Genomic DNA, 21,859 nt, shown 5'->3' with positions numbered 1-21,859 from the left:
ACCCGGCTGCGTCGGAGGTTGCCGGTTCGGCTCTGCGGTTCATCCACGATCACCTGATGGGCAGCCCCATCGTCGACTACTTCACCGGCTCGGCGACCCCGGACAACAACATGGGTTCCTCGACCGGGGACATGAACCTCGGTTCGTCCACCGGCGACCATCAGTGGGGGTCGACCTACCCGTAGACACTCGGCGCGTCGGACCGGATCGCGCGGGTCCGGTCCGACGCGGGGTCAACGCGACCGCGCGCCCGACAGCTTCGCCACATTGGCGAAATCGTAGGCAGCCCAGACTTTTCCCTCGCGCACCGCGAAGCCGAGCACCCGCACGGGGCGACCGAACGGCGAGTTCGGATCGGTGAACACGAGGCCCGATTGCCCGTTCACCGTGGCGAAGCCCAGCTCCAGACCCGGTTCCTCCTGCTGCTTGCGCCACAGGCCGAGCGCGAGGCGCGCGATCTTCTCCGCTCCCGCAACGACATTGAGCGCCGTCCTGGTGGTGCCGCCGGCATCGGCGACGAAGGTCGCGGCCGGATGCAGGGTGGCCGCTACCGCCTCGACGTCGCCGGTGGCCAGTGCCGCCAGGAAGCGTCGCACCGCCGCGTCGTGCACCTCGTCGGCGACCGGTTGCGGCGCCTTCGCCGCCGCCTTACGGGCGCGCACCGCCAATTGCCGTGCGGCGTCGGCCGATACCCCGAGGATGTCGGCGATCTCGTCGAACGGCACGTCCAGGCTGTCGTGCAAGACCAGCGCGACCCGCTGCTGCGGAGTCAGCGCGTCGAGTACCACCAGCGCCGCCAGCCGGCTGTCCTGATGCCGGACCACCACGTCCAGCGGATCCGGGGTGCTGCTCGCCGTGGTGACGATCGGCTCGGGCAGCCACTGCCCCACATAGGTTTCCCGGCGCACCGCCGCGCTGCGCAGGTGATCCAGGCAGATCCGGCTGACCACGGTCGTCAGCCAGGCCCGCAGGTCCTCGATCTCGGACTGGTGCACACCGGCCATCCGCAGCCAGCTCTCCTGCACGGCGTCCTCGGCGTCGCCGACGCTGCCGGTGAGCCGATAGGCCACCGAAAGCAGATGCGCTCGATGCGATTCGAACAGGTCGGCGAGAAGCGGGGAAACCATCGCCGCAGATCCTACGGACGGCGAAAACCAGCTGAGAAACCGGGCGCCGACCTGTCACGATGACACGATGTACGAGCACACGCTCACCGACGGCACCCTCTGGCTCACCCGCCCCACCGGTGCCGACATCGACCGCATCGTCGAGTGCTGCCAGGACCCCGAGGTAGGCCACTGGACGACGATCCCCGTTCCCTACGCCCGCTCCGACGCCGAGGAATTCCTCGACACGGTCGTCGCCCCCGGCTGGGCGAGCAACACGCCGGTGTGGGCGCTGCGCACCGCCCCGGACGGCTCCGTCGAAGGCATGCTCGGCCTGCACGCCCGGGGCCCCGGCGTCTGCGAGATCGGCTTCTGGCTCACCGCGGACCACCGCGGCAAGGGCCTGATGACCCGCGCCATCACCCTGGCCTGCGACTTCGCCTTCGCCCCCGACGGCCTCGCCCTCGACCGCGTCACCTGGCGCGCCATGGTCGGCAATCATCCCTCGGCCGCCGCCGTCCGCCGGGTCGGGTTCCATTACGAGGGCCTGGCCCGGCAGGGCGGGATGCAGCGCGGCACTCGCGTCGACGAATGGCACGCGGCGCGCCTCGCCACCGACCCCGGCGTCTTCGCCGAAGGCTGGCCTGCCGAGATCGCGCCGCGCTGAGCCGCCGGTCCGGGCCGACCCCACGGTGACCAGAATCGATTGCCGAGGCGGCGTGTCAACATGGAGGCATGGGCACTCCGAGGAGTTCCGATGTCTGACGACGCGCGGTTCGAGTGGTTCGCCGACCTCATGGGTGTGCGGGCGGACGACCGTGTGCTCGAGTTCGGGCCGGGGACCGGCGCTTCGCTGCCGCGGATCGCGGACCGCTTGCGGAGCGGGCGGATCGTCGGTCTCGATCGGTCGGCCACCGCGATCGGCCGGGCCCAGGAACGCTGCGCCGCCGAGATCGCGGACGGCCGGGTTCGGCTGGTCGAGGCGGCGATCGGCCCGGCGTCGACGAGCACGGTGCTGGCCCAGCTCGACGGGGACCGGCGTTTCGACCTCGTGTTCGCGGTGAACGTCAACCTCTTCTGGACCGGCCCCGCGACGGCGGCCTGGTCGATGATCCGAGAGTGCCTGTCCCCCACCGGGCGACTGTGGCTCTGTTACGGCTACGGCAGCCCTACCGATCCGCCTACCAGCCCGAAACCTACCCCCGACCAACTCACCACGCGCTTCGCCGCAGCCGGATTCCGCTGCGAAATCACCACTTCCGGCGACCTCCTGGCCGCACGGGCGGTATCGAGGTAGAGCGTCCACCGCGCCTCCGCGCCACCCCCATGGCGTCACCGCGTCACCGCGCCGCGCCCCACGGCGTCACCGCGCCACCGCGTGACCGCCTCACCGCCCCACGGCGCCACCGCTTCACCGAGTCACCGAGTCACCGCGTGACCGCGTCAGCGCCGCACGCGTCGCCGAGGTCCTGCGGGCGCGTGCGCAGACCGGGCCACGACGCGATCCGCCCCGGCCGAAGCACTCTCGCCGTCAGGAGTGACCGATTCGGAACGCTGTCGGATGGTCCCGGGCCGGGCTCGATCTCTCACCTTTGAGCGGACGCTGGGCGTGCCTCTTGCCTGTGCCCCGTGCGAACGTCCGGTCGTCGGGATCAGCGGTTGGCGTTGCGGGCGGTGCCTCGGTGGGCGGTGACGGTGGTGGGGTCCTCGGGCCAGGCGTGTTTGGGGTAGCGGCCGCGGAGGTCGGCGCGGACCTGCGGCCAGCCGTTCTGCCAGAAGGACGGGAGGTCGGCGGTGACGGCGACGGGACGCTGGGCGGGCGACAGCAGGTGCAGCACGATCGTGACACGGCCGCCGGCGAGGGTGGGCGGCTCGGTCCAGCCGAAGATCTCCTGGACCTTCACCGCCAGCACCGGCGGGTCGGCGCTGTAGTCGAGGCGGATGCGGCTGCCCGACGGCACCTCCAGGCGTTCCGGGGCGAGCTCGTCGAGGCGGGCGGCCGCCGGCCAGGGCAGCAGTCGGCGCAGCGCGGTGCCGGCGTCGATACGAGCCAGGTCGGAGCGACGGCGGGCCGTGCCGAGCTCGGGGCCGAGCCACGCATCGAGGTCGGCGAGCAGGGTGTCGTCGTCGACGGCGGGCCAGGGTGCGCCGAGGGTGCGGTGCAGGAAGTCGAGGCGCTGGCGCAGACCACGGGCGTCCTCGTCCCAGCGCAGCAGGTCGAGCCCCTCCGAACGCAACCCCTCGCGCACCGCTTCTGCCAGCAATCGCGAATCCGGTTCGCGCAGGGCCTTTTCCGACAGGACGATCGCCCCGAGCCGTTCCACCCGCCGGGCGACGACATCACCGGACTCCCAGCGCACTTCGTCGGCGCGCGTCACCAACCCCGGCGCGGCCGCCCGCGCGAGATCCTCATCGGCGATGGCCGCCAGCCGAATCCGCCCCTCGGCCCGCCCCGGATCCCGATCGGCCACCGCGACCGCGAGCCACTCCGCCGCCGCGAGCCCGGACCCCGGCGGCAAGGTCACCGCCGTCCCACCCGCCATCAGATACGACGCCCCGTTCGCCCGCCGCCGAGCCAACCGCTCCGGATGCGCCAACGCGATGAGGAGCGCCGCCGGATCCGCCGACGCCGAACTCACGACACCACCCCGGTCATCGCCCGCAACCTTCGCTCCGCCACGCCGCCCAGCAGCCGACCCGGCGTTCGGACCACCGCGGGCGGCTCCAGCGCCCTGGTCACCAGCTGTCGCCGCGCCCGCGCTCGCATCGATCAGCCGGATCAGGCGTTGGACCTCTCGCGTCCAGCGGGGCGGTCGTTCGGCGCGCAGAGCGCGCAGGGCAGCTGCCGCGTCGACCCCGGAGGCGAGGGCATCGTCATCCATCAGAACCACCATCTCGGCGGCCGCGCGAGCACCGACGTCGGCGGCCCCGTCGAGGAGGGCGCGGGCGAGGCGGGGGTGCAGGCCGAGGGCCGCCATGGCGCGGCCACGTTCGGTGACGTGGTCCGCGTCGTCGAGGGCACCCAGGGCATGCAGGACCGCACGGCCGGCGGCGAGGCCACCTTCCGGCGGGGCGTCCCACCAGGTGAGGCCGGTGCCGTCGGGAGTTCCCCAGCATGCCAATTCCAGTGCGAGGCGGGTGAGTTCGGCGGTGCGGATCTCCGGCTCGGGATAGGCGGGCAGCGTCTGATGCTCGTACACGGGCCAGCAGCGCCACGCATGACCAGGCGCCTCACGCCCGGCCCGCCCCGCGCGCTGCTCGGCGACGGCGGCCGAAACCCGCACGGTCGCAAGGCCGGACAACCCACGACGGTGATCGATGCGAGGCACCCGCGACAGACCCGAGTCGACGACCGCGCGAACCCCGGGCACGGTGAGACTGGATTCGGCTACCGCCGTGGACAATACGACGCGCCGCCTGGCCCCCGGCCGCAACGCGACATCCTGCACCGAGCTCCCCAATCGCCCGTGCAACGGCACCACATCGACACCGTCGAGATCCCGCAACAACCCCGCGGTCCGAGTGATCTCACCGACGCCGGGCAAGAACACCAGCACATCCCCCTCGGTCTCGGCCAGCGCCCGCCGAGTCGCCCGCGCGACCTGCGCCTCCACCCGCTCCCGAGCCAGCGCCGGAACATAGTCCACCGCAACCGGATACGCCCGCCCCCGAACGTCGACCACCGGTGCCGCGCCACTCGCGTCAGCGCTCACCCGCGCCCCCGAGCCACCGCCGGACACATCAGCCGAGCCCACGCCGGGCCGACCCTCCGCGCCCATCGAGCCCACGGCAGGCCGAACCTCCGCGCCCACTGAGCGCACGCCGGGCCGAACCTGCGGGCCCACGCGAGACTCGGCCGGGTCCGCCGCACCGCCATCAGCCACGACCGCCGACGACACCGCGCCGCCCCCGACCATCGGGCCAGCCTCGAGCGCAGTGCCCGCACCACCCGCCGATGGCGGCGCCGAGCCCGGCGGCGCCTCCCCCGAGCCGAGCAGCACCGCGAGGCGACCGGCCGCGACCGTCGCCGAGGTAGCGAGGACCCGCAGGTCGGGCCGGAGTCCGGAGCGGGCGTCGAGAAGCAGGGCCAACAGCAGGTCGGCGTCCAGGTGCCGCTCGTGGCATTCGTCGAGCACGACGGTGCCGACGCCATCCAACTCGGGATCACTCTGCAACCGCCGCACCAGCAGCCCCGAGGTCACCACCTCGATCCGCGTCCGCGACCCGACCTTTCGATCCCCGCGCACGGAATACCCGACGCTGTCCCCCACCCGTTCCCCGAGCAAGGCCGCCATCCGAGCCGCCGCCGCCCGCGCCGCCAGCCGCCGTGGCTCGGCCACGACAACCTTCCCCGCGGTCCCCGCCGCCAACGCCAACGGCACCAGGGTCGTCTTCCCGGTCCCCGGCGGCGCGACCAGCACCGCTACCCCCCGCTCGACCAGCGTCTCGACGATCTCCCCCAGCGCGGGCCGCACCGGCAGATCAGGTAGTTCAGGCAGCTTCATCGCCTACCAGTGTGCCGACCCGGGACAAACCTCCAGCACGCACCCGGCCAGCTCGCGAACTCGTCCCGCGGCCGCCACAGCGATCAGCGCAGCGTTTCCTCGATCGTGTTCGCGGTCAGAATCTGCCCAGCCCATCGATTCAGATCCTCGGGGTCGGCAGCACGGACGGTGTCGACAACAGAAGCAGGCACAACACCGAATTTGAGCTGGAGCTGATTCAGCAGCGTCTTGACCACGCCCCGAACTTCTCCTCGAGCCTCGCCTTCGGCACGCCCACGCAACTCCCCCTCGGCACGAAGCCGATCAGCAGCAGTCACGAGCGCCTCCTTCGCTTCCGGTCCGAGCCCATCGAACAGCGGCGTCAACGCCTTCTCTTCGGTCTCACCGACCAGCATAATGTCGCGAACTAGCATATTCAGGACCCGAAAGGCGTCCACGCCATCGGCTACCTCGGCCAGGTCCCATTCGGCGAGCGCCCGACCCAGATCGGAATTGTTCGGGGCGGACTTCATCACATTCAGCATCAGCCGCACTTCCGGTGCGAGCGGGCGCTCGGCCAGTTCTGCCGAATCCACCGCCGTGATGTCGTCGAGCATGAACCGGAATCGCGGCAGATAGTGCGTTCGGGTAGCACCGACCGCAATTCGGAAGCCGCGTAGGTCGGCTCGCCCATGATGCCACGAAACAAGCTGTCGTGTGGGTTGTCTCGGCGCCCGGTCACCGGCACACCCTACGCTCGCCGGGGATGGGCCTTCCTCGAGGTTCGGCGAGCGGTTACCCTGCGGGAGATGAGCATCGAATTCGCGCTGACCACGCTCGTCATCGTCGCTACGCCGGGGACCGGGGTGCTGTTCACGCTGGCTGCCGGGTTGGCTCGGGGGGTGCGGGCCAGTGTTGTCGCCGCGTTCGGGTGCACGCTCGGCATCGTGCCGCACATGATCGCCGCGATCACCGGGCTGGCGGCCGTCTTGAACACCAGTGCGGTCGCGTTTCAGACGTTGAAGTATCTCGGCGTCGCCTATCTGCTGTACATGGCGTGGAGCACCTTCCGGGACAAGGGCGCGCTGGGGGTTCCCGACGCGGAGGCGGGGCCCGCGCCGTCGGCGCGGAAGGTGATCGGGTCGGCGATTCTGCTCAATGTGCTGAACCCGAAGCTGACGATCTTCTTCTTCGCGTTCCTGCCGCAGTTCGTGCCCACAGGCGCCCCGAATGCCCTGGCGCGCATGCTCGAACTGAGCGGGCTGTTCATGCTGGCGACCTTCGTGGTCTTCGCCGTCTACGGGGCGGCCGCGGCGGCGGTGCGCTCGCACATTCTGGCGCGACCGGTCGTGGTGACGTGGATGCGACGGGTGTTCGGCGCCTCGTTCGTCGCGCTGGCCGGTCGCCTCGCGGTGCAGAACCAGTAGCGAAAAGCACTGTGGCCCCGGATTTCTCCGGGGCCACAGGACGAGAAAGGCTCAGCCGCGCCGGGATTCGACGGCGGCGGCGAGGCGGTCGAGCTGGGCCGCGGTGACGTCCCAGTCGATGCACGCGTCGGTGATGGACTGGCCGTAGGTGAGCTCGTCGGCCTTGCCGAGGGTCAGGTCCTGGCGGCCCGCGACGAGGAACGACTCCAGCATGACGCCGACCACGCCCTGCTCGCCGGCGGCGAGCCGCTCGGCGATGTCGGTGACGACGTCGACCTGGCGGTTGTGGTCCTTGTTGCTGTTGCCGTGGCTGGCGTCGACGACCACGCGCTGGGCCAGCGAGGACTTCTCCAGCCGCAGCTTGGCCTCGGCGACGGAGGCGGCGTCGTAGTTGGTGCCGTTGCTGCCACCGCGCAGGATGACGTGGCAGTCCGGGTTGCCGGTGGTGCGGATCAGCGCGGAGCGGCCGTCGAGGTCGGTGCCGGGGAAGACGTGGCTGGCCGCGGCGGCGCGCACGCCGTCGACGGCGACCTGCACGTCACCGTCGGTGCCGTTCTTGATGCCGACCGGCATGGACAGCGCCGAGGAGAGCTGGCGGTGCACCTGGCTGGCCGCCGTGCGGGCGCCGATCGCGCCGTAGGAGACCAGGTCCGCGATGTACTGCGGGGTGATCGGGTCGAGGAACTCACACGCGACCGGCAGACCGAGCGCGGTGATGTCGACGAGCACCTTGCGGCCGATGCCGAGGCCGGTGTTGACGTCGAACGAACCGTCCAGGTGCGGATCGTTGATCAGCCCCTTCCAGCCCAGCGTGGTGCGCGGCTTCTCGAAGTACACCCGCATCACCACGTGCAGCCGGTCGCTCAGCTCGGCGGCCTTGGCGGCCAGCTTGCGGGCGTAGTCCAGCGCGGCGGCCGGGTCGTGCACCGAGCACGGGCCGACGATCACCATGAGGCGGTCGTCGTCGCCGTTGAGCACGTCGACGGTGGCCTTGCGGCCGGCGCGCACGGTGTCGGCGAGCTGGTCGGTGATGGGATGGACGGTGCGGACCTCGGCGGGCGAGCGCAGGGGGCTCACGCTGAGGGTGCGCTGATCATCGAGATCGGAATGCCGCGAGTCGACATCGGCTGCGGTGGTCATGTGTGGGTTTCCTATTCTTCGAGGCCGACCCACGGACTTTCGCGAACCCGTCGAGCCGGTCAGTGTCCGGCTCGGGGCGGAAGAGGTCAGCGCGCAGGGTCGCAGACCGGCCCACCCAGGGCCGGCTCGCTAAACCAGAAATATGCGCGCTGCATGCCGTGGACTGTACCACCGGTGAAACGTCGTCGGCCGGGGCATGGTTGCCCGGAGTGCGGACCATCACACCGCCGCGCCCGCGGGTCCGCAGACCGAAACCCTTGACCTCTACCTCGCTCGAGCTTTTAGCGTCGGTAGCCGAGGAAAGGAAAACGACTGTGACAACACTGGTTACGGGCGCGACCGGCAATACCGGCCGCCAGGTGGTCCGCGAACTCGTCGGTCGCGGAGAGAAGGTCAAGGCACTCACCCGCGATGCCGCCGCCGCGCGCACGCTGCTCGGCGCGGAGGTGGAACTGGTCACCGGCACGCACACCGTGCCGTCGACCCTCGACGACGCCTGGCACGGCGTCGACCGGCTGCACGTGACGGCGACGGCCGGACTGGCCGAGGTCGGACCGGAGCTGATCGGCCGGGCGGTGGACGCGGGTGTGCGCCGCATCACCGTGGTCTGGGGCGGCGGCGTCGGGCCGGTCGAGCGGGCCGTCGCCGAGTCCGGCGTGGAATGGACGCGGCTGGAGCCGCAGGAGTTCATGTCGAACGCGCTCACCTGGCGGGAGACGATCCTGGCCGACGGCGTGGTCCGCGAGCCCTACGACCACCCGAGCGCGGTGGTCCACGAGGCCGATATCGGCGCGGTCGCGGCGGCGGCGCTGCTGGAGGACGGCCATCACGGCCGCGCCTACAACCTGACCGGACCCGCGCCGCTCACGACCCGCGAGCGGATCGCGATCCTGGCCGCGGCGGCGGGCAGGCCGATCGAGTTCGCCAGGATCACCCACCAGCAGGCCGTCGACCGGCTGCTGGCCACCGGTGTCTCGCGGGCCGACGCCGAGTACGTGATCGGCTGGTACGCCGAGTCGAGCCCGGAGTCGTACACGGTCGATCCGACGGTGGAACAGGTGCTCGGCCGCCCGGCGCGCACGTTCGCGCAGTGGGCGGCCGAACACGGGCACCGGTTCGCGCGGCCCCGCTGACCGCGACGTCGTCACCGGCGGGGCCGCGCGGGCACCGGCTCGCTCAGCCCCACTGACCGGGGACGTAGTCGCCCGCGGGGGTGCGGGCGATGGCGTTCATCCGGTTCCAGGCGTTGATCATCGCGATGGCGGCGATCAGCGCGGCGGTCTGGTCGTCGTCGAAGTGCTTGCGCACCTGCTCCCAGGTGTCGTCGGAGACGTGGCCGCCGTCGGCGACGCGAGTCGCCTCCTCGGTCAGCGCGAGCGCGGCCCGCTCGGCCTCGGTGAAGACGGTGGCCTCGTGCCAGGCGGCGACCAGGTTCAACCGCGTCGCGGACTCGCCCGCGTGCACGGCGTCCTTGAAGTGCATGTCCGTGCAGTAGCTACAGCCGTTGATCTGCGAGGCGCGCAGCTTTACCAGCTCGTAGGTGGCCTTGTCCAGCGTCGAATCGTCGATCACCTTGCTCGCCATGGTCAGGCGCTTGGCGAAGCCGGCGGCGACGGGGTTACCGAAGAGGTTGAAGCGCGGTTCCATGATGGCTCCTTCGTCGTTCTGTGGGGTTCTACAGAGAGGACGAGGGAGCCACCCGGGATGTGACATCACCGAAGGTGATGCCGGTCACCGCATCTCAGATCAGGCCGCAGAGCTTCTCGGAGAGCTCCCACAGTTCGGCCGCGACCGCGCGGTCCTTCGACGCGGCGCTGCTGCCGCAGCGGGCCGGGTAGCCGCGCAGGCCGAGCAGGCCGTCGGGGCCGTAGAACGCGCCGGGCACGATGTCGGCGGTGGCGGCGAACAGCGTCGGCAGCGCGCCCTGCTCGGCGCTCTGCGCCAGGGTGCGGTTGCCCAGCCACATGACCGCGTCCTGGATGGTCTCGGTGTGCGACATGAGTTCGGTGGCGGCGTAGCCGGGGTGCGCGGCGACCGACACCACGGCGGCGCCCTCCCCGGCCAGCCTGCGCTGCAATTCGTAGGCGAACATCAGATTGGCCAGCTTGGACTGGCCGTAGGCCATCCAGCGGTCGTAGCGGCGGCGCTCCCAGTTGGGGTCGTCGAGATCGATCCGGCCGATGCGATGCGCGCCGCTGGACACCGTGACCACCCGGTCGGTGACCCGGTCGAGCAGCAGGTTGGTGAGCGCGAAGTGGCCGAGGTGGTTGGTGCCGAACTGCATCTCGAAGCCGTCGGCGGTGCGGCGCAGCGGCAGCGCCATCACGCCGGCGTTGTTGATGAGCACGTCGACCCGCTCGATCGAGTCGGCGAAGGCCCGCACCGAGTCCAGGTTCGCCAGGTCGAGCGGGCGGACCTCGGTCTCGCCCGGCAGACTCGCCGCGACCCGCTCCGCCTTGCCCGTATCTCGGCACGCCAGGATCACCTGGGCGCCCGCGCCGGCGAGCGCCCGCGCGGTGGCGGCGCCTAAGCCACTGTTGGCTCCGGTGACGACGATGGTGCGGCCGGTCTGGTCGGGCAGGTTCGCGGTAGTCCACTTGCTCACCGGCGAAAGTCTACTGCGACCTGCGCAAAGCGCGAATCGACAAGAGCCGGTGCGTGGTTCGCACCGGCTCTGGTCATCAGGACTGCGCGAGGATTTCCTCGTCGGTCATCGCGGCGACCTCGAGGTACATCGCGGCGACCGCCTCGAGCCTGCCGGTGGCGCCCGCCGCGGCTTCCCGTTCGAGCATGCGCGCCGCCAGCCCGGCGATACTGCGCGCGGTGAACAGGTCGGCGACGACGGTGTCGGGAGCGTCGAGCCACTCGCGGATGCGGGCCACGGCGGTGGTGGCGAGCACCGAGTCGCCGCCGAGGGCGAAGAAGTCGTCGGTCACGCCGATCCGCTCGGTCGCGAGCACCTCGCCGACCACCGACGCGAGCGCGCGCTCCAGATCGGTCCGCGGCGCGACGAATTCGACCACGGTCTCGCTGCGCTCGAGCACCGCGCGCACCGCCTTGCGGTCCGGCTTGGCGTTCGAGGTGAGCGGGAGTTCGGCGAGCAGTTCCAGCCGGGTCGGAACCATATAGGCGGGCACCAGCTCGGCGGTCGCCGCCAGCACGGCATCGACGTCGAGGGCGGTGTCCGGGGTGGCGACGACCGCGGCGACCAGCTTCGGGGCCGCGGCGCCGACCACGGCCGCGACCGCGTGCCGGATGCCGGGAACCGCGCGCAGGGCACTCTCCACCTCGCCGAGCTCCACCCGGTAACCCCGGATCTTGACCTGGTGATCGGCGCGACCGAGGAACTCCAGGCCGCCGTCGGGCAGGTAGCGGGCCAGGTCGCCGGTGCGGTACCAGCGCACGCCCTCGTGGGTGACGAACCGGTCGGCGGTGCGTTCCGGATCGGCGCGGTAGCCGGCCGCGACGCCGTCGCCACCGATCCACAGCTCACCGGTGACCCAGTCGGGGCAGTCGTTGCCCGCGGGCCCGACGACGCGGCAGCGCACATTGCGCAGCGGGGTGCCGTAGGGCACCGCGCTCCACTCGGCGGGCACCCGCGCGTCGACGACCTCGCAGATGGTCGAGTGGATCGCGGTCTCGGTGGCGCCGCCGAGACCGGCGAACCGGCACTCCGGCGCCACCGCGGCCAGGCGCGCGGGCAGGGCCACGTCGACCCAGTCGCCGCCGAGGATCACCGTGCGCAGCGACGGCAGTGCCGCACCCGCCGCGGCGGTGAGCAGCATGTCGAGCAGGCTCGGAACGCAGTTGAGCATCGACACCCGGTGGCGGCCGATCAGGTCCACCCACGCGACCGGGTCCGCGCGCTGGGTGTCGTCCACCGCGACGACCGCGCCGCCGACGGCGAGCAGGCCGAAGATGTCGTAGACGGACAGGTCGAACTCCAGCGCCGAGAGGGCCAGCGCCCGATCGGCGGCGCCGAGGCCGAAGCGCTCGTTGAGGTCGTCGATGGTGTTCATCGCGGCGCGATGCGGCACCTCGACACCCTTGGGCTTGCCGGTGGAGCCGGAGGTGAACAGCACGTAGGCGATGTTCTCCGGATCACCGAAGACGGGGCGCGCCAACGGTTCCGCGTGCGCGCGGGCCTCTGCCAGATCGATCGCTCGCACGTCGGGGATCCGCGCGCCGCCGACGGTCAGCACCGCGACCGCGTCGGCGGTGCGCAGGATCTCCGCGCGCCGGGCGGCGGGCTGATCGAAGCCGATCGGCACGTACACCGCGCCGGCCGCCAGCACACCGAGCACCGCGACGATCTGATCCGGCCCCTTCGGCAGCTGCACCGCGACCGAATCACCCGGCGCCACACCGGCTTCGCGCAACGCACCGGCGACCGCCAGCGCGTCGGCGGCCAGTTCGCCGTAGGTCAGCTGCCCGGCGGGCTCCCAGAGCACCGCCGGCGCGGACGGGTTGGTTGCGGCGTTGGCGAAGAAGCCCGTGTGCAGCAGTCCCCCGCTGACCGGACCGGCCGTGGCATTCACGCGGGCCCGAGTCGCGGCCTGCTCCACCGGGATTCGCACGCCTGCCTCGGCCTGCCACCCGGCACCGCCGATCGCGGCGGCAGACCGTCCACGGCCACCGGGGTCGGCCGCCTCCGGCGTCGCGGAGTCCGCCACGGGCTCGGTGGCACCGGCGACCGACTCGGCACTCACCGGCGCGTCGGCAGGCGCGGAGGTCTGCCCGCCGAGACGTTCGATGGCCTCGATGTAGCGGGCGAACATGGACTCGACCATGCCCGCGGGGAAGGCGGATTCGCGGATGTCCCAGTTCAGCAGGAGGCCGCCGCGGACCTCGGTGATCTGGGCGTCCAGCAGCACCTGCGGGCCCTGCGAGATGATCCAGACCGGCTCGCCGAAGGTGTCGGTGACGGCGTCGGCGAACAGTTCGCCCAGGTTGAGCGCGCTGGTGTAGACGATGGGGGCCAGCACTGGTTCGCCGCGGTGCCTGCCCAGATCGCGCAGCACTTCCAGGCCCGAGTAGGCCGAGTGCGCGCCCGCCTCGTGCAGCCGCTGCTGCAGGGCGCGGGCCCGGTCGGCGACGGTGGCCGGCTCGGTGACGTCGACCTCGAGCAGCACCGAGGAGGTGAAGTCGCCGACGACGCCGTCGACCTGCGGGTGCACCGGCTCACGGTGGAACAGCGGCAGATTCAGCAGGAACCGGCGCTGCGCCGACCACCCGCCGATGGTCTCGGCGAACACCGAGGCCAGCGCCATCGCCGGGGTGATGCCGCGCGCGTGGGCGGCGTCGAACACCTGGGCCTTGGCCTGCGGCGACAGCCAGCGATGCAGGCGGACGGTCCGGCTGGGGTCGGAAATGTGCTGGGACTGCGGCAGTTCCGGCGAGCCGGGCAGCTCGGGCAGACGATCCTGCCACCAGGCGCGGTCGCGGGCGTGCTCGTCACCGGTGCCCGCCGGGTGCTCGGCCAGGTACTGCCGGAAGGTGTAGTCCTGCGGCGGCAGCTGTTCGCCGTGGTAGAGCCGGGCCAGGTCGGTGACGAGGATGCGGTAGCTCATCGCGTCGGCGGCGAGCATGTCGACATCGAGGTGCAGGCGGGTGCGGCCCTCGGGCAGGCGGGTCAGCGCGATATCGATCACCTGGCCGTCCTGCACCGCCATCCGCTGATGGGTGCGCGCGGTCCGCAGGTCCCCGAGCCGCCGCTCGGCGTCCTCGGCGGAGGACGCACGCAGGTCGGTGACGCTGTAGACGGGGCGACCGGGACGGTCGAGGGTCTGCTGGGTGCCGTCTGGCAGGAACCGGGTGCGCAGCATGGGGTGGCGCACCAGCAGCTGGTCGACGGCCCGCGCGAGCCGCTCGGGATCGACATCCGCGCCGTCGAATTCGACGTAGAGGTGCGCGGCGACGCCGCCGAGTTCCTGGGCGTCGGACCGGCCGATCCAGTAGGCGTGTTGCATGGGGGCCAGCGCGAACGGCGTCCCGTCGTCGGGGACGATCTCCGATTCGCTTGCCGCCGACTCGAAGTCGGGGGCCCCGACCGGGTCGCCGACGGGCTGCGCGCCATCAGCCGTCGTGGATTCGAGGCGGTCGCGCACGAGCGGGCCACGCGCTACCGCGCTCGGTGCGGCGGCCGAGCCCTCGGCGGAGCCGGCCGGCGACGCATCCTCCGCGGACGTATTCGGAGCGGCGGCATCGAGTTCGCCCGGATGCGCGCCGTTGAGTAAGGCGTACCAGGCGTCGACCGTCGGATGGGCCGCCAGCAGCGCGAAGTTCACCGCGATGCCGCGTTTGCGCCAGCCGCCGGCGAGCTTCATGGTGCGGATCGAGTCCAGGCCGAGCTGGATGAGGTCGGTGGCGTCGGCGACATCGTCGGGCGTGAGCTCGAGCTGGCGGGCGATCGCGGCGCGGATCTCGGCGCGGTCGATCACGACGCCTGCGGGTGCGGTATCCATCTGCCGGTTCACTCCTTGCTCGCCGTCCGTGGCCGGACGGATTCCGGTACTGCTCGGCGGCAGCCTACTCCATTGAGATAGGGTTGCCTAACCTATGCAAGGGTAGCCTGCGACGCGGGCGCCGAACCACCGGACCACCGGCCAGAGCAGCGAGGCAGAACGTGACGTCGACATCAGCCGCAGCAGACCATCGCCAGGGCTACGTCCCCTTCCCCGAGGCCGCCGCACAGCAGTACCGCGCCGACGGCTACTGGGCCGGACGCACCCTCGGCGACCTCCTGCGCGACTCCGCCCGCACCCAGCCGGACCGGCCCGCGATCCTCGCCGACACGGGCGTGCGCACCTACGCCGACCTCGACGCCGCCGCCGACCGGATGGCGCACGGCCTGCTCGCGCTCGGCATCGAACCCGGCGACCGGGTGGTCGTGCAGCTGCCCAACATTCCCGAGTTCGCCACCGCCCTGTTCGGACTGCTGCGAGCGGGCATCATCCCCGTGCTGACCCTGCCCGCGCATCGCCGCGCCGAGATCGAGCACCTGGCCGCGCTTTCCGGCGCCGTGGCCTACCTGATCCCCGACACCCTGGGCGATTTCGACTACCGCGAGCTCGCCGCCACGGTGCGCCAGACCGTCCCGAGCTTGCGCCACGTCCTCGTCGCCGGTGATCCGGGTGAGTTCACCGCGCTGGATTCGATCGCGGCCGACGGCGCATCACTGCCGGTGATCGACCCGTCCGAGATCGCGCTGATGCTGGTCTCCGGCGGCACCACCGGCCTGCCCAAACTGATCGCCCGCACCCACGACGACTACGCCTACAACGCGACCGCCAGCGCCCGGATCTGCGAACTCACCGCCGACGACGTCTACCTCGCGACCCTGCCCGCCGCGCACAACTTCCCGCTGGCCTGCCCCGGCATCCTCGGCGTGGTGGCGACCGGCGGCGCGATCGCCTTCACTGTCGACCCGAGCCCGGAGGCGGCCTTCGCCGCGATCGAGAAGCACGGCGTCACCGTCACCGCGGTCGTCCCGCCGCTGGCCCAATTGTGGAGCGCGGCGGTCGACTGGGAGGACGCCGACCTGAGCTCGCTGCGGCTGTTGCAGGTCGGCGGCGCGCGTCTGGCCGAGGTCAACGCCCGCGACGTCGAGCCAGCCCTGCACTGCCGTCTCCAACAGGTGTTCGGCATGGCCGAGGGCCTGCTCAACTACACCCGCCTCGACGATGACGACGAGCTCGTCTACACCACTCAGGGCCGCCCGCTCTCCCCCGCTGACGAACTGCGCGTCGTCGACGCCGACGGCAACGACGTCGCGCCCGGCGAGGAGGGCGAACTGCTCACCCGCGGCCCGTACACGCTGCGCGGGTACTACCGCGCGCCCGAACACAACGCGCGCGCCTTCACCCCCGACGGCTACTACCGCAGCGGTGACCTGGTGCGGCAGCTGCCCAGTGGGCACCTGGTGGTCAGCGGCCGGATCAAGGACGTGATCAACCGCGGCGGCGAGAACATCTCGTGCGACGAGCTGGAGGAGCACCTGCTCGCCCATCCCGCCGTCCGGCACGCGGCGGCGGTCGGTCTGCCGGACGCCTCGCTCGGCGAGAAGGCCTGCGTGGTCCTGGTCGTCACCGGCGAACTGCCCAGCCTGGGCGAGCTCAAGACCTTCCTCACCGAGCGCGGGCTGGCCACCTACAAGCTGCCCGACCTGTTGCGCCAGGCGAATTCGCTGCCGATCACCGCCGTCGGCAAGATCGACAAGAAGGCCCTACGCGCCGATTTCGCCTGACCCCGCGCACTGATCTCGCGTGAACACGGGTACGCCCGGCATCGGGCCGACGGCCACCACCGTCGGCCCGATGCCCAAGTCCCGCGCACCCGACGATCGGCAGAATTCGCGGACAGGCTCAAGCCTTGACGACGTAGGGCGCGACGCTGCCGAGCTTCTCGCAGGTCTCCTCGAACTCACGCTCGGGCCGCGACTGCCCGACGATGCCCGCACCGGCGCGCAGCCAGGCGCCCTCGCCGGTCTGATAGATCGCGCGCAGTACCAGGGTCGCCTCGAGCGCGCCGGTCGGCGAGACGCACACCACCGCACCGGAGTACAGGCCGCGCGGGTCGTGGTCGTTGCGGAAGACGGAGTCGACGCCCTCGCGCTTGGGGATGCCGGAGGCGGTCACCGAGGGGAACAGCACCTCGAGCGCGTCCCAGCTGGTCCGGTCGGCGGCGAGGGTGCCGCGCACGGTCGAGGCCAGGTGCTGCACGCTGCCGCGCTCGCGCACCGCCATGAAGTCGGACACAGCGGGCGTGCCGGGCGCGGCCACCTCGGTGATCTCGGCGAACGAGGTCTGCACCGAGATCGCGTGCTCCACGATCTCCTTCGGATCGGCGAGCAGGTCCGCGCGGGCCGCGTCGTCGGCCTCGACACCGAGCCCGAAGGCGCGGGTGCCCGCCAGCGGCTCGGTGGTGACGATGCGATCGTCGTCGACCGAGGCCACCAGCTCCGGGCTGAACCCGGCCGCTTCCAGCCCGCCCAGGCGCAGCAGGAACGAGCGGGCGGGGGTGTTGTTGACGCGGCCGAGGCGATAGGTGCCGGGCACATCGACGGCGAAGGGCAGCGCGACCTTCCGCGACAGGATGACCTTCTGGTAGCTGCCGGAACGGATCTCGGCCACCGCTGCGGCGACGCGGTCCTGGTAGCCGGTCGGGTCGGGCCGCACGTCGATGGGGTGCGCGACCGGCAGGTCGGTGCCCTGCGACGCGGCGATCAGGTCGTGGATATCGCACGCCTCCCCCGGGGTCGCACCGCTGATCCGCACGCCGGAGGCGTCGATGCGCACCTCGATCCGCGGAATCATCAGGTGCGCCAGCGGGGTCCGCTGGTTCAGGTAGCGGGTGGCCGCCAGCGAGTACGCGCAGAACTCGAATCCGATCCAGCCGAAGGCGTTGCGGCCGTCGAGCGGCAGTTCGGCCAGCGCGGCGTCGACGACCTGCGCGGGACTGCCCGTCCACGCGCGCGCGGTGGTCTTGCCGCCCCACACCGTGCGCAGCTCACCGGCGTCGAGTTCCACGCTGCCGAGCGGATCGGCGGCGAACACCCACTCCCCCGGCTGCTCGTACATCACGTACTCACCGAAGCGGTCCGCCGCCGCCAGACGAGACATCGCTGCCGCTGGATCGGTCACATACTCCACCCGTACGGGCTGCTCCGTCGACGACAACGATCCTCCAAGGTAATGCTGACCTAACTTCTTCGGGTTAGGTTAGCATTACCTCGTCGATTGGCCAGCCCAGCATTGGGTAACCTATGCCACCCCGAGCGGTCCCCGCCACGCGCTGTCGTCGAAGTTCGGTGCGCCGAGGCGGAACTGCCGCTTGAATGGAGGGATGATCGACATCGGTGGGCGGCGCGGCCCGCGAACGGGATCCGGGGCAGACTCGGTGGTCGCCCTGGTCGACGCGGCCTCCGGCGTCGAACGCGAACTGATCGGCAACTGGATCGCCGAGGGCGGGCTGGCCCGCGACATCGGCTCCGACGCCCCGGTGACCCAGCTCGACCTCGACGCCAAGGCGATCACCAAACGCCTGGTCGGCAGGCACGACGACCCACTCGTCGTCCCGGTCCGGGTGCTGTGGCTGCCGCCGGAGCGCGACGGCGTCCGCCGGGTCACCTTCGCCGATCTGGCCCTGCTCACCAACCCCCGCAAGCCCAATCGACTGGTCCAGCGCAGGCTGCTGCGCACCGAACCCGACCGGCACCGGGTGCTCGTCGGCGCGCCGGCCCGGCTCAGCGAACTGCGCACCAACAACCCCGAGGCCGCCGCCCTGCTGCGGGCCGGCTCGGCCGATCCGTTCGCGCGGTCGGTGGTGCGCGCGGCCGTGGTGGCGCTGGAACGGGCCGAACGCACCGTGATCGGCGACCGCTACAAGGTGCCGCAGCTGGTGGCCGAGGAGATCCTCGACTCCCCCGAATTCCAGCGCAAACTCGACTACATCGCCGAGGAGATCGGCTCCGAGCCGGACCAGGTGTACCGCAACGCGGAGAAGGCGCTGCGCGAGCTCGTCGCCGCGCAGAGCCGACTGGTCTCGGACCTGTTCACCCAGGCCATGCGGCCGGTGCACGCCTCGACCTGGAAGGTCGACACCGACCTGCACGGCCTGGACGCGTTGCGCAAGCTCAACCGCAAGTTCCCGCTGGTGTTCCTGCCCTCGCACCGCTCCTACGTCGACGCGTTCGTCCTCGGTGACGTGCTGGCGCGCAACGACTTCCCCCCCAATCACGTGATCGGCGGCGCGAACCTGAACTTCTGGCCGATGGGCCCGATCGCGCGGCGCACCGGAACGGTGTTCATCCGCCGCAGCTTCGGCGACGACGAGGTGTACAAGGCCGTCGTCGAGGAGTACTTCGCCTATCTGCTGGCCAAGCGATTCAACATGGAGTGGTACTTCGAGGGCGGGCGCACCCGCACCGGCAAGCTGCGGCCGCCGCGCTACGGTCTGCTCAATTACCTCGCCGCCGCGGTCCGTTCACGCCGCGTCGAAGACGTGCTGCTGGTGCCGGTGTCGATCACCTACGAGCGGCTCAACGAGCTGGGGGCGATCGCCAGCGAACAGTCCGGCGGCAAGAAGAAGCCGGAGGGCATCGGCTGGCTCGCCAGATATGTCCGCAGCCAGCAGCATTCGGCCGGACGCGTGTATGTGCGCTTCGGCGAGCCGCTCTCGGCGCGGGAACGGCTGGGCGCGCACGGTGATCCGCTCGACCAGCGGCCGACGACCATCCCGTTGCGCGACACCACGACCGGCGCGACAAGCGTTCCCGACGAGTCGGCGCTGAGCGAGACCGAGCGCAAAGCGGTGCAGCGGTTGGCCTTCGACGTCGCCGTCGGGATCAACGCCGTCACCCCGATCACGGTGAACGCGCTGGTCACCCTAGCCCTGCTCGGCGTGCACGAGCGCGCGCTGACGCTCGGACAGGTCCGCACCGTGGTCGACCCGGTGCTCGGTTATATCGCCCAGCGCGGCCTGCCCAGCGGCGAGCTGTCCGCCCTGCGCGACGACCAGGGCCTGCGTGTAGTGCTGGAACAGCTCGCGCTGGCCGGGGTGGTCACCGTGTATCGCGGTGGGCTGGAACCGGTCTACGCGATCGAACCGGGCGCGCACCTGGAGGCCGCCTTCTATCGCAACAGCGCGGTGCACTGGTTCGTCAACCGCGCCATCCTCGAGCTGGCCGCGCTCACCGCCGTCGAGGAACCGGGTGACGACCCGCTGCGCTCGGCCTGGAAGGCCGCCTTCGCGCTGCGCGACCTGCTCAAGTTCGAGTTCTTCTTCCCCGAACGCCAGGAATTCGCCGAGCAGATCATCGACGAGGTGCGCCTGATCGTGCCGGAATGGGACGAGAACACCCCCGACGACCGGCTGGATCGTCAATTCCTCGGCGCGCTCACCGATTCCGGGTTCGTGATGGCCCATCGCGTCCTGCGCTCGTTCTTCGACGCCCAGCTCGTGGTGGCCGAGCGACTGGCCGCGCGCCCGGCCGACGCGACGATCGATCGCAAGGAGTTCATCGACGAGTGCGTCGCCGTCGGCAAGCAGATGCTGTTGCAGCAGCGGCTGCACAGCCCCGAATCGGTATCGACCGAATTGTTCACCAGCGCCTGGAAATTGGCGGCCAACCACGGACTGATCGGCCCAGCCCCCGAGGGCGCCGAGGACGAGTTGGTCGCGCGCAGAAAAGAATTCGCCGATCGGCTGCGTGATCTCGGCGAGCGGATCGCGCGCGCGGCCAGCCTCGACCCGTCGAACCGGACCACGATCTGATGGGCACCCTCGCCGCGGCCGTCGCCGCGATCAGGTCGGGTCCGCAGGGACCGGGCGTCGCCGCCGTGTTCGACTTCGGGGGCACCGTCGTCGACGGGCTGCCCCGCCGTGGGCTGCCGAGCCGGGTGCTGCGCCGTGGCGACGCGCGCCGGGCCGCACTGCTCGGGGGCATTCGGCGCGGTGGCGGCGACGGTGACTTCGGGCGGTTCCTGCAAGCCGTCGAACGGAGCTGGGCCGGGATGTCGGAGGCCGAGCTGGACGAGCTGGGCCGCAGCGCCTTCCGCCGGGAGATCTACGGGCGGCTGTTCCCCGAGGCGTGGCAGCTCGTGCGCGCGCATCAGCTCGCCGGGCACACGGTGGTGCTGGTCAGCGAGCTCACCCGCTTCCAGGTGCAGCCCGCCGCCGAGCGGCTCGGCATCGACCACGTGCTGTGCACCCAGCTGGCCGTGCGCGACGGGGTCGTGACCGGGCAGCCGGACGGCGCGCCGCTGTGGCGGGTCGAGAAGGCCGAGGCGGTGGCCGAATTCGCCGCCGCCGCCGAGGTGCAGATCGGCTACGCCTACGCCGACAGCATCACCGATCTGACGCTGCTCGACCTGGCCGAGATCCCGACCGTCGTCGACCCGGATCCCGAACTCGCCGAGCTCGCCACCGAACGCGGCTGGCCCGCGCTGACGTTCCGGCCCCGGCAGGCCCCACGGCCGGTCGACTACCTGCGCACCCTCGCCGGATTCGCCGCGCTCCTCGGCGGCGCGCTGGTCGGCGTGCTGCGCAAGAGCTACACCCGCGAGCGTCAGGCGATGGCCGACGCGCTGATGCACGACGGCACCACCGCGACCCTGGCGGCGATCGATGTGCGGCTGCGGGTCGTCGGCGCCGAGCACGCCCGCTCCCCGCGCCCCGCGGTGTTCCTGTTCAACCACCAGAGCCAGTTCGACGTGATCATCGTGCCCAAGGTGCTCGACGGCGCGGTCACCGGCATCGGCAAGAAGGAACTCGCCAACCATCCCCTGTTCGGCCCGCTCATGCGGTTCGTCGGCGTCACCTTCATCGACCGCACCGACACCGAACGCGCCAAAGCCGCGCTCGCGCCGGTGGTCTCGACCCTGCGCGACGGCCTGTCCATCGCCGTCGCGCCGGAGGGCACCCGGTCTTACACGCCCGGCGTCGGCCCGTTCAAGAAGGGCGCCTTCCACATCGCCATCCAGGCCGGCGTCCCGGTGATCCCCGTGGTGATCCGCAACGCGGGCGAGATCGCCTGGCGCGATTCACCGATCGCCCGGTCCGGAGTCGTCGATGTCGCGGTACTGCCGCCCATCGACGTCTCCGGCTGGGACCCCACCGACATGGACGACGAGGTCGAAAGCGTCCGCCGGCTGTTCGAGAACACCCTGCTGGACTGGCCGCAGGCCGACTGAGCCCGGCCGGA

At 71.4% G+C, this 21,859-nt stretch carries 15 protein-coding genes and 2 pseudogenes; 8 read left to right on the top strand and 9 right to left on the bottom strand.

Annotated elements, in window-relative coordinates; genetic code table 11:
* The first annotated feature begins 56 nt into the window (after nt 1-56).
* Nucleotides 57-185 carry a hypothetical protein gene (locus tag V8688_RS15145; RefSeq protein ID WP_316573465.1) on the top strand — a complete coding sequence of 43 codons (129 nt, stop codon included), beginning with the start codon at nt 57-59 and terminating at the stop codon, nt 183-185.
* A 48-nt stretch (nt 186-233) separates the two neighbouring features.
* Here the strand turns inward: V8688_RS15145 and sigJ are convergent, their stop codons facing one another.
* The gene (gene sigJ / locus V8688_RS15140; protein ID WP_218717506.1) at nt 234-1,127 is read right to left on the bottom strand and encodes an RNA polymerase sigma factor SigJ; all 894 of its coding nucleotides are present in this window, start codon (nt 1,125-1,127) and stop codon (nt 234-236) included.
* 67 nt (nt 1,128-1,194) lie between these two features.
* On the opposite strand from sigJ, the gene V8688_RS15135 reads away from it, so the two are divergent.
* Together V8688_RS15135 and V8688_RS15130 are read left to right on the top strand one after the other, a co-directional pair.
* Complete coding sequence (locus V8688_RS15135; protein WP_218717507.1) at nt 1,195-1,773, top strand: GNAT family N-acetyltransferase; 579 nt, start codon at nt 1,195-1,197, stop codon at nt 1,771-1,773.
* Nucleotides 1,774-1,863: 90 nt separating this feature from the next.
* Nucleotides 1,864-2,403 (top strand): class I SAM-dependent methyltransferase, encoded by a 540-nt coding sequence (locus V8688_RS15130; protein ID WP_342801064.1) that lies wholly within the window; start codon nt 1,864-1,866, stop codon nt 2,401-2,403.
* A gap of 355 nt (nt 2,404-2,758) precedes the next feature.
* On the opposite strand, the gene hrpB is transcribed toward V8688_RS15130, so the two are convergent.
* Both hrpB and V8688_RS15120 read right to left on the bottom strand, forming a co-directional pair.
* Nucleotides 2,759-5,611 (bottom strand): ATP-dependent helicase HrpB, encoded by a 2,853-nt coding sequence (gene hrpB / locus V8688_RS15125; protein ID WP_342801063.1) that lies wholly within the window; start codon nt 5,609-5,611, stop codon nt 2,759-2,761.
* Between the two features lie 83 nt (nt 5,612-5,694).
* Nucleotides 5,695-6,207: a hypothetical protein gene (locus V8688_RS15120; RefSeq protein WP_342801062.1), complete on the bottom strand. Its 513-nt coding sequence runs from the start codon at nt 6,205-6,207 to the stop codon at nt 5,695-5,697.
* Nucleotides 6,208-6,399: 192 nt separating this feature from the next.
* On the opposite strand from V8688_RS15120, the gene V8688_RS15115 reads away from it, so the two are divergent.
* Entirely contained in the window at nt 6,400-7,017 is a 618-nt protein-coding gene (locus V8688_RS15115) for a LysE family translocator (protein ID WP_342801061.1), read from the top strand.
* A 51-nt stretch (nt 7,018-7,068) separates the two neighbouring features.
* Here the strand turns inward: V8688_RS15115 and V8688_RS15110 are convergent, their stop codons facing one another.
* Nucleotides 7,069-8,157 carry a 3-deoxy-7-phosphoheptulonate synthase gene (locus V8688_RS15110; protein WP_316573460.1) on the bottom strand — a complete coding sequence of 363 codons (1,089 nt, stop codon included), beginning with the start codon at nt 8,155-8,157 and terminating at the stop codon, nt 7,069-7,071.
* A 314-nt stretch (nt 8,158-8,471) separates the two neighbouring features.
* On the opposite strand from V8688_RS15110, the gene V8688_RS15105 reads away from it, so the two are divergent.
* Nucleotides 8,472-9,290: an NAD(P)H-binding protein gene (locus V8688_RS15105; RefSeq protein ID WP_218717512.1), complete on the top strand. Its 819-nt coding sequence runs from the start codon at nt 8,472-8,474 to the stop codon at nt 9,288-9,290.
* Nucleotides 9,291-9,333: 43 nt separating this feature from the next.
* Here the strand turns inward: V8688_RS15105 and V8688_RS15100 are convergent, their stop codons facing one another.
* The 4 genes and pseudogenes from V8688_RS15100 to V8688_RS15085 form a co-directional block, all read right to left on the bottom strand.
* Entirely contained in the window at nt 9,334-9,804 is a 471-nt protein-coding gene (locus V8688_RS15100) for a carboxymuconolactone decarboxylase family protein (RefSeq protein WP_218717513.1), read from the bottom strand.
* A gap of 94 nt (nt 9,805-9,898) precedes the next feature.
* A complete protein-coding gene (locus V8688_RS15095) occupies nt 9,899-10,762 on the bottom strand; it encodes an oxidoreductase (protein WP_218717514.1) in 864 nt (287 codons plus the stop codon).
* A 76-nt stretch (nt 10,763-10,838) separates the two neighbouring features.
* Nucleotides 10,839-14,201: pseudogene (locus V8688_RS15090) on the bottom strand (amino acid adenylation domain-containing protein); the annotation flags it as partial.
* Nucleotides 14,202-14,399: 198 nt separating this feature from the next.
* A pseudogene (locus V8688_RS15085) lies at nt 14,400-14,621 on the bottom strand (phosphopantetheine-binding protein); the annotation flags it as partial.
* Nucleotides 14,622-14,782: 161 nt separating this feature from the next.
* Here V8688_RS15085 and V8688_RS15080 point away from each other — a divergent pair.
* Nucleotides 14,783-16,402 carry an AMP-binding protein gene (locus V8688_RS15080; RefSeq protein ID WP_342801060.1) on the top strand — a complete coding sequence of 540 codons (1,620 nt, stop codon included), beginning with the start codon at nt 14,783-14,785 and terminating at the stop codon, nt 16,400-16,402.
* A gap of 118 nt (nt 16,403-16,520) precedes the next feature.
* On the opposite strand, the gene V8688_RS15075 is transcribed toward V8688_RS15080, so the two are convergent.
* The gene (locus tag V8688_RS15075; RefSeq protein WP_342801059.1) at nt 16,521-17,777 is read right to left on the bottom strand and encodes a salicylate synthase; all 1,257 of its coding nucleotides are present in this window, start codon (nt 17,775-17,777) and stop codon (nt 16,521-16,523) included.
* A 223-nt stretch (nt 17,778-18,000) separates the two neighbouring features.
* On the opposite strand from V8688_RS15075, the gene V8688_RS15070 reads away from it, so the two are divergent.
* Entirely contained in the window at nt 18,001-20,430 is a 2,430-nt protein-coding gene (locus V8688_RS15070) for a glycerol-3-phosphate 1-O-acyltransferase (protein ID WP_218717518.1), read from the top strand.
* Nucleotides 20,430-21,848, top strand: a complete 1,419-nt coding sequence (locus V8688_RS15065; protein WP_218717519.1) for an HAD-IB family hydrolase — start codon at nt 20,430-20,432, stop codon at nt 21,846-21,848. Before V8688_RS15070 ends, V8688_RS15065 begins: the two co-directional genes overlap by 1 nt.
* Nucleotides 21,849-21,859: the final 11 nt, after the last annotated feature.

The sequence above is a fragment of the Nocardia sp. No.11 genome (assembly GCF_038752175.1).
Lineage (GTDB): Bacteria > Actinomycetota > Actinomycetes > Mycobacteriales > Mycobacteriaceae > Nocardia > Nocardia canadensis.
This window is presented reverse-complemented; position numbering and strand designations above follow the sequence as displayed.

Coding starts and splice junctions, on each gene's coding strand:
- V8688_RS15145 (WP_316573465.1), top strand. CDS start 57: ATGGGCAGCCCCATCGTCGACTACTTCACCGGCTCGGCGACCCCGGAC.
- sigJ (WP_218717506.1), bottom strand. CDS start 1,127: ATGGTTTCCCCGCTTCTCGCCGACCTGTTCGAATCGCATCGAGCGCAT.
- V8688_RS15135 (WP_218717507.1), top strand. CDS start 1,195: ATGTACGAGCACACGCTCACCGACGGCACCCTCTGGCTCACCCGCCCC.
- V8688_RS15130 (WP_342801064.1), top strand. CDS start 1,864: ATGTCTGACGACGCGCGGTTCGAGTGGTTCGCCGACCTCATGGGTGTG.
- hrpB (WP_342801063.1), bottom strand. CDS start 5,611: ATGAAGCTGCCTGAACTACCTGATCTGCCGGTGCGGCCCGCGCTGGGG.
- V8688_RS15120 (WP_342801062.1), bottom strand. CDS start 6,207: ATGCTCGACGACATCACGGCGGTGGATTCGGCAGAACTGGCCGAGCGC.
- V8688_RS15115 (WP_342801061.1), top strand. CDS start 6,400: ATGAGCATCGAATTCGCGCTGACCACGCTCGTCATCGTCGCTACGCCG.
- V8688_RS15110 (WP_316573460.1), bottom strand. CDS start 8,157: ATGACCACCGCAGCCGATGTCGACTCGCGGCATTCCGATCTCGATGAT.
- V8688_RS15100 (WP_218717513.1), bottom strand. CDS start 9,804: ATGGAACCGCGCTTCAACCTCTTCGGTAACCCCGTCGCCGCCGGCTTC.
- V8688_RS15075 (WP_342801059.1), bottom strand. CDS start 17,777: ATGTCTCGTCTGGCGGCGGCGGACCGCTTCGGTGAGTACGTGATGTAC.
- V8688_RS15070 (WP_218717518.1), top strand. CDS start 18,001: ATGATCGACATCGGTGGGCGGCGCGGCCCGCGAACGGGATCCGGGGCA.
- V8688_RS15065 (WP_218717519.1), top strand. CDS start 20,430: ATGGGCACCCTCGCCGCGGCCGTCGCCGCGATCAGGTCGGGTCCGCAG.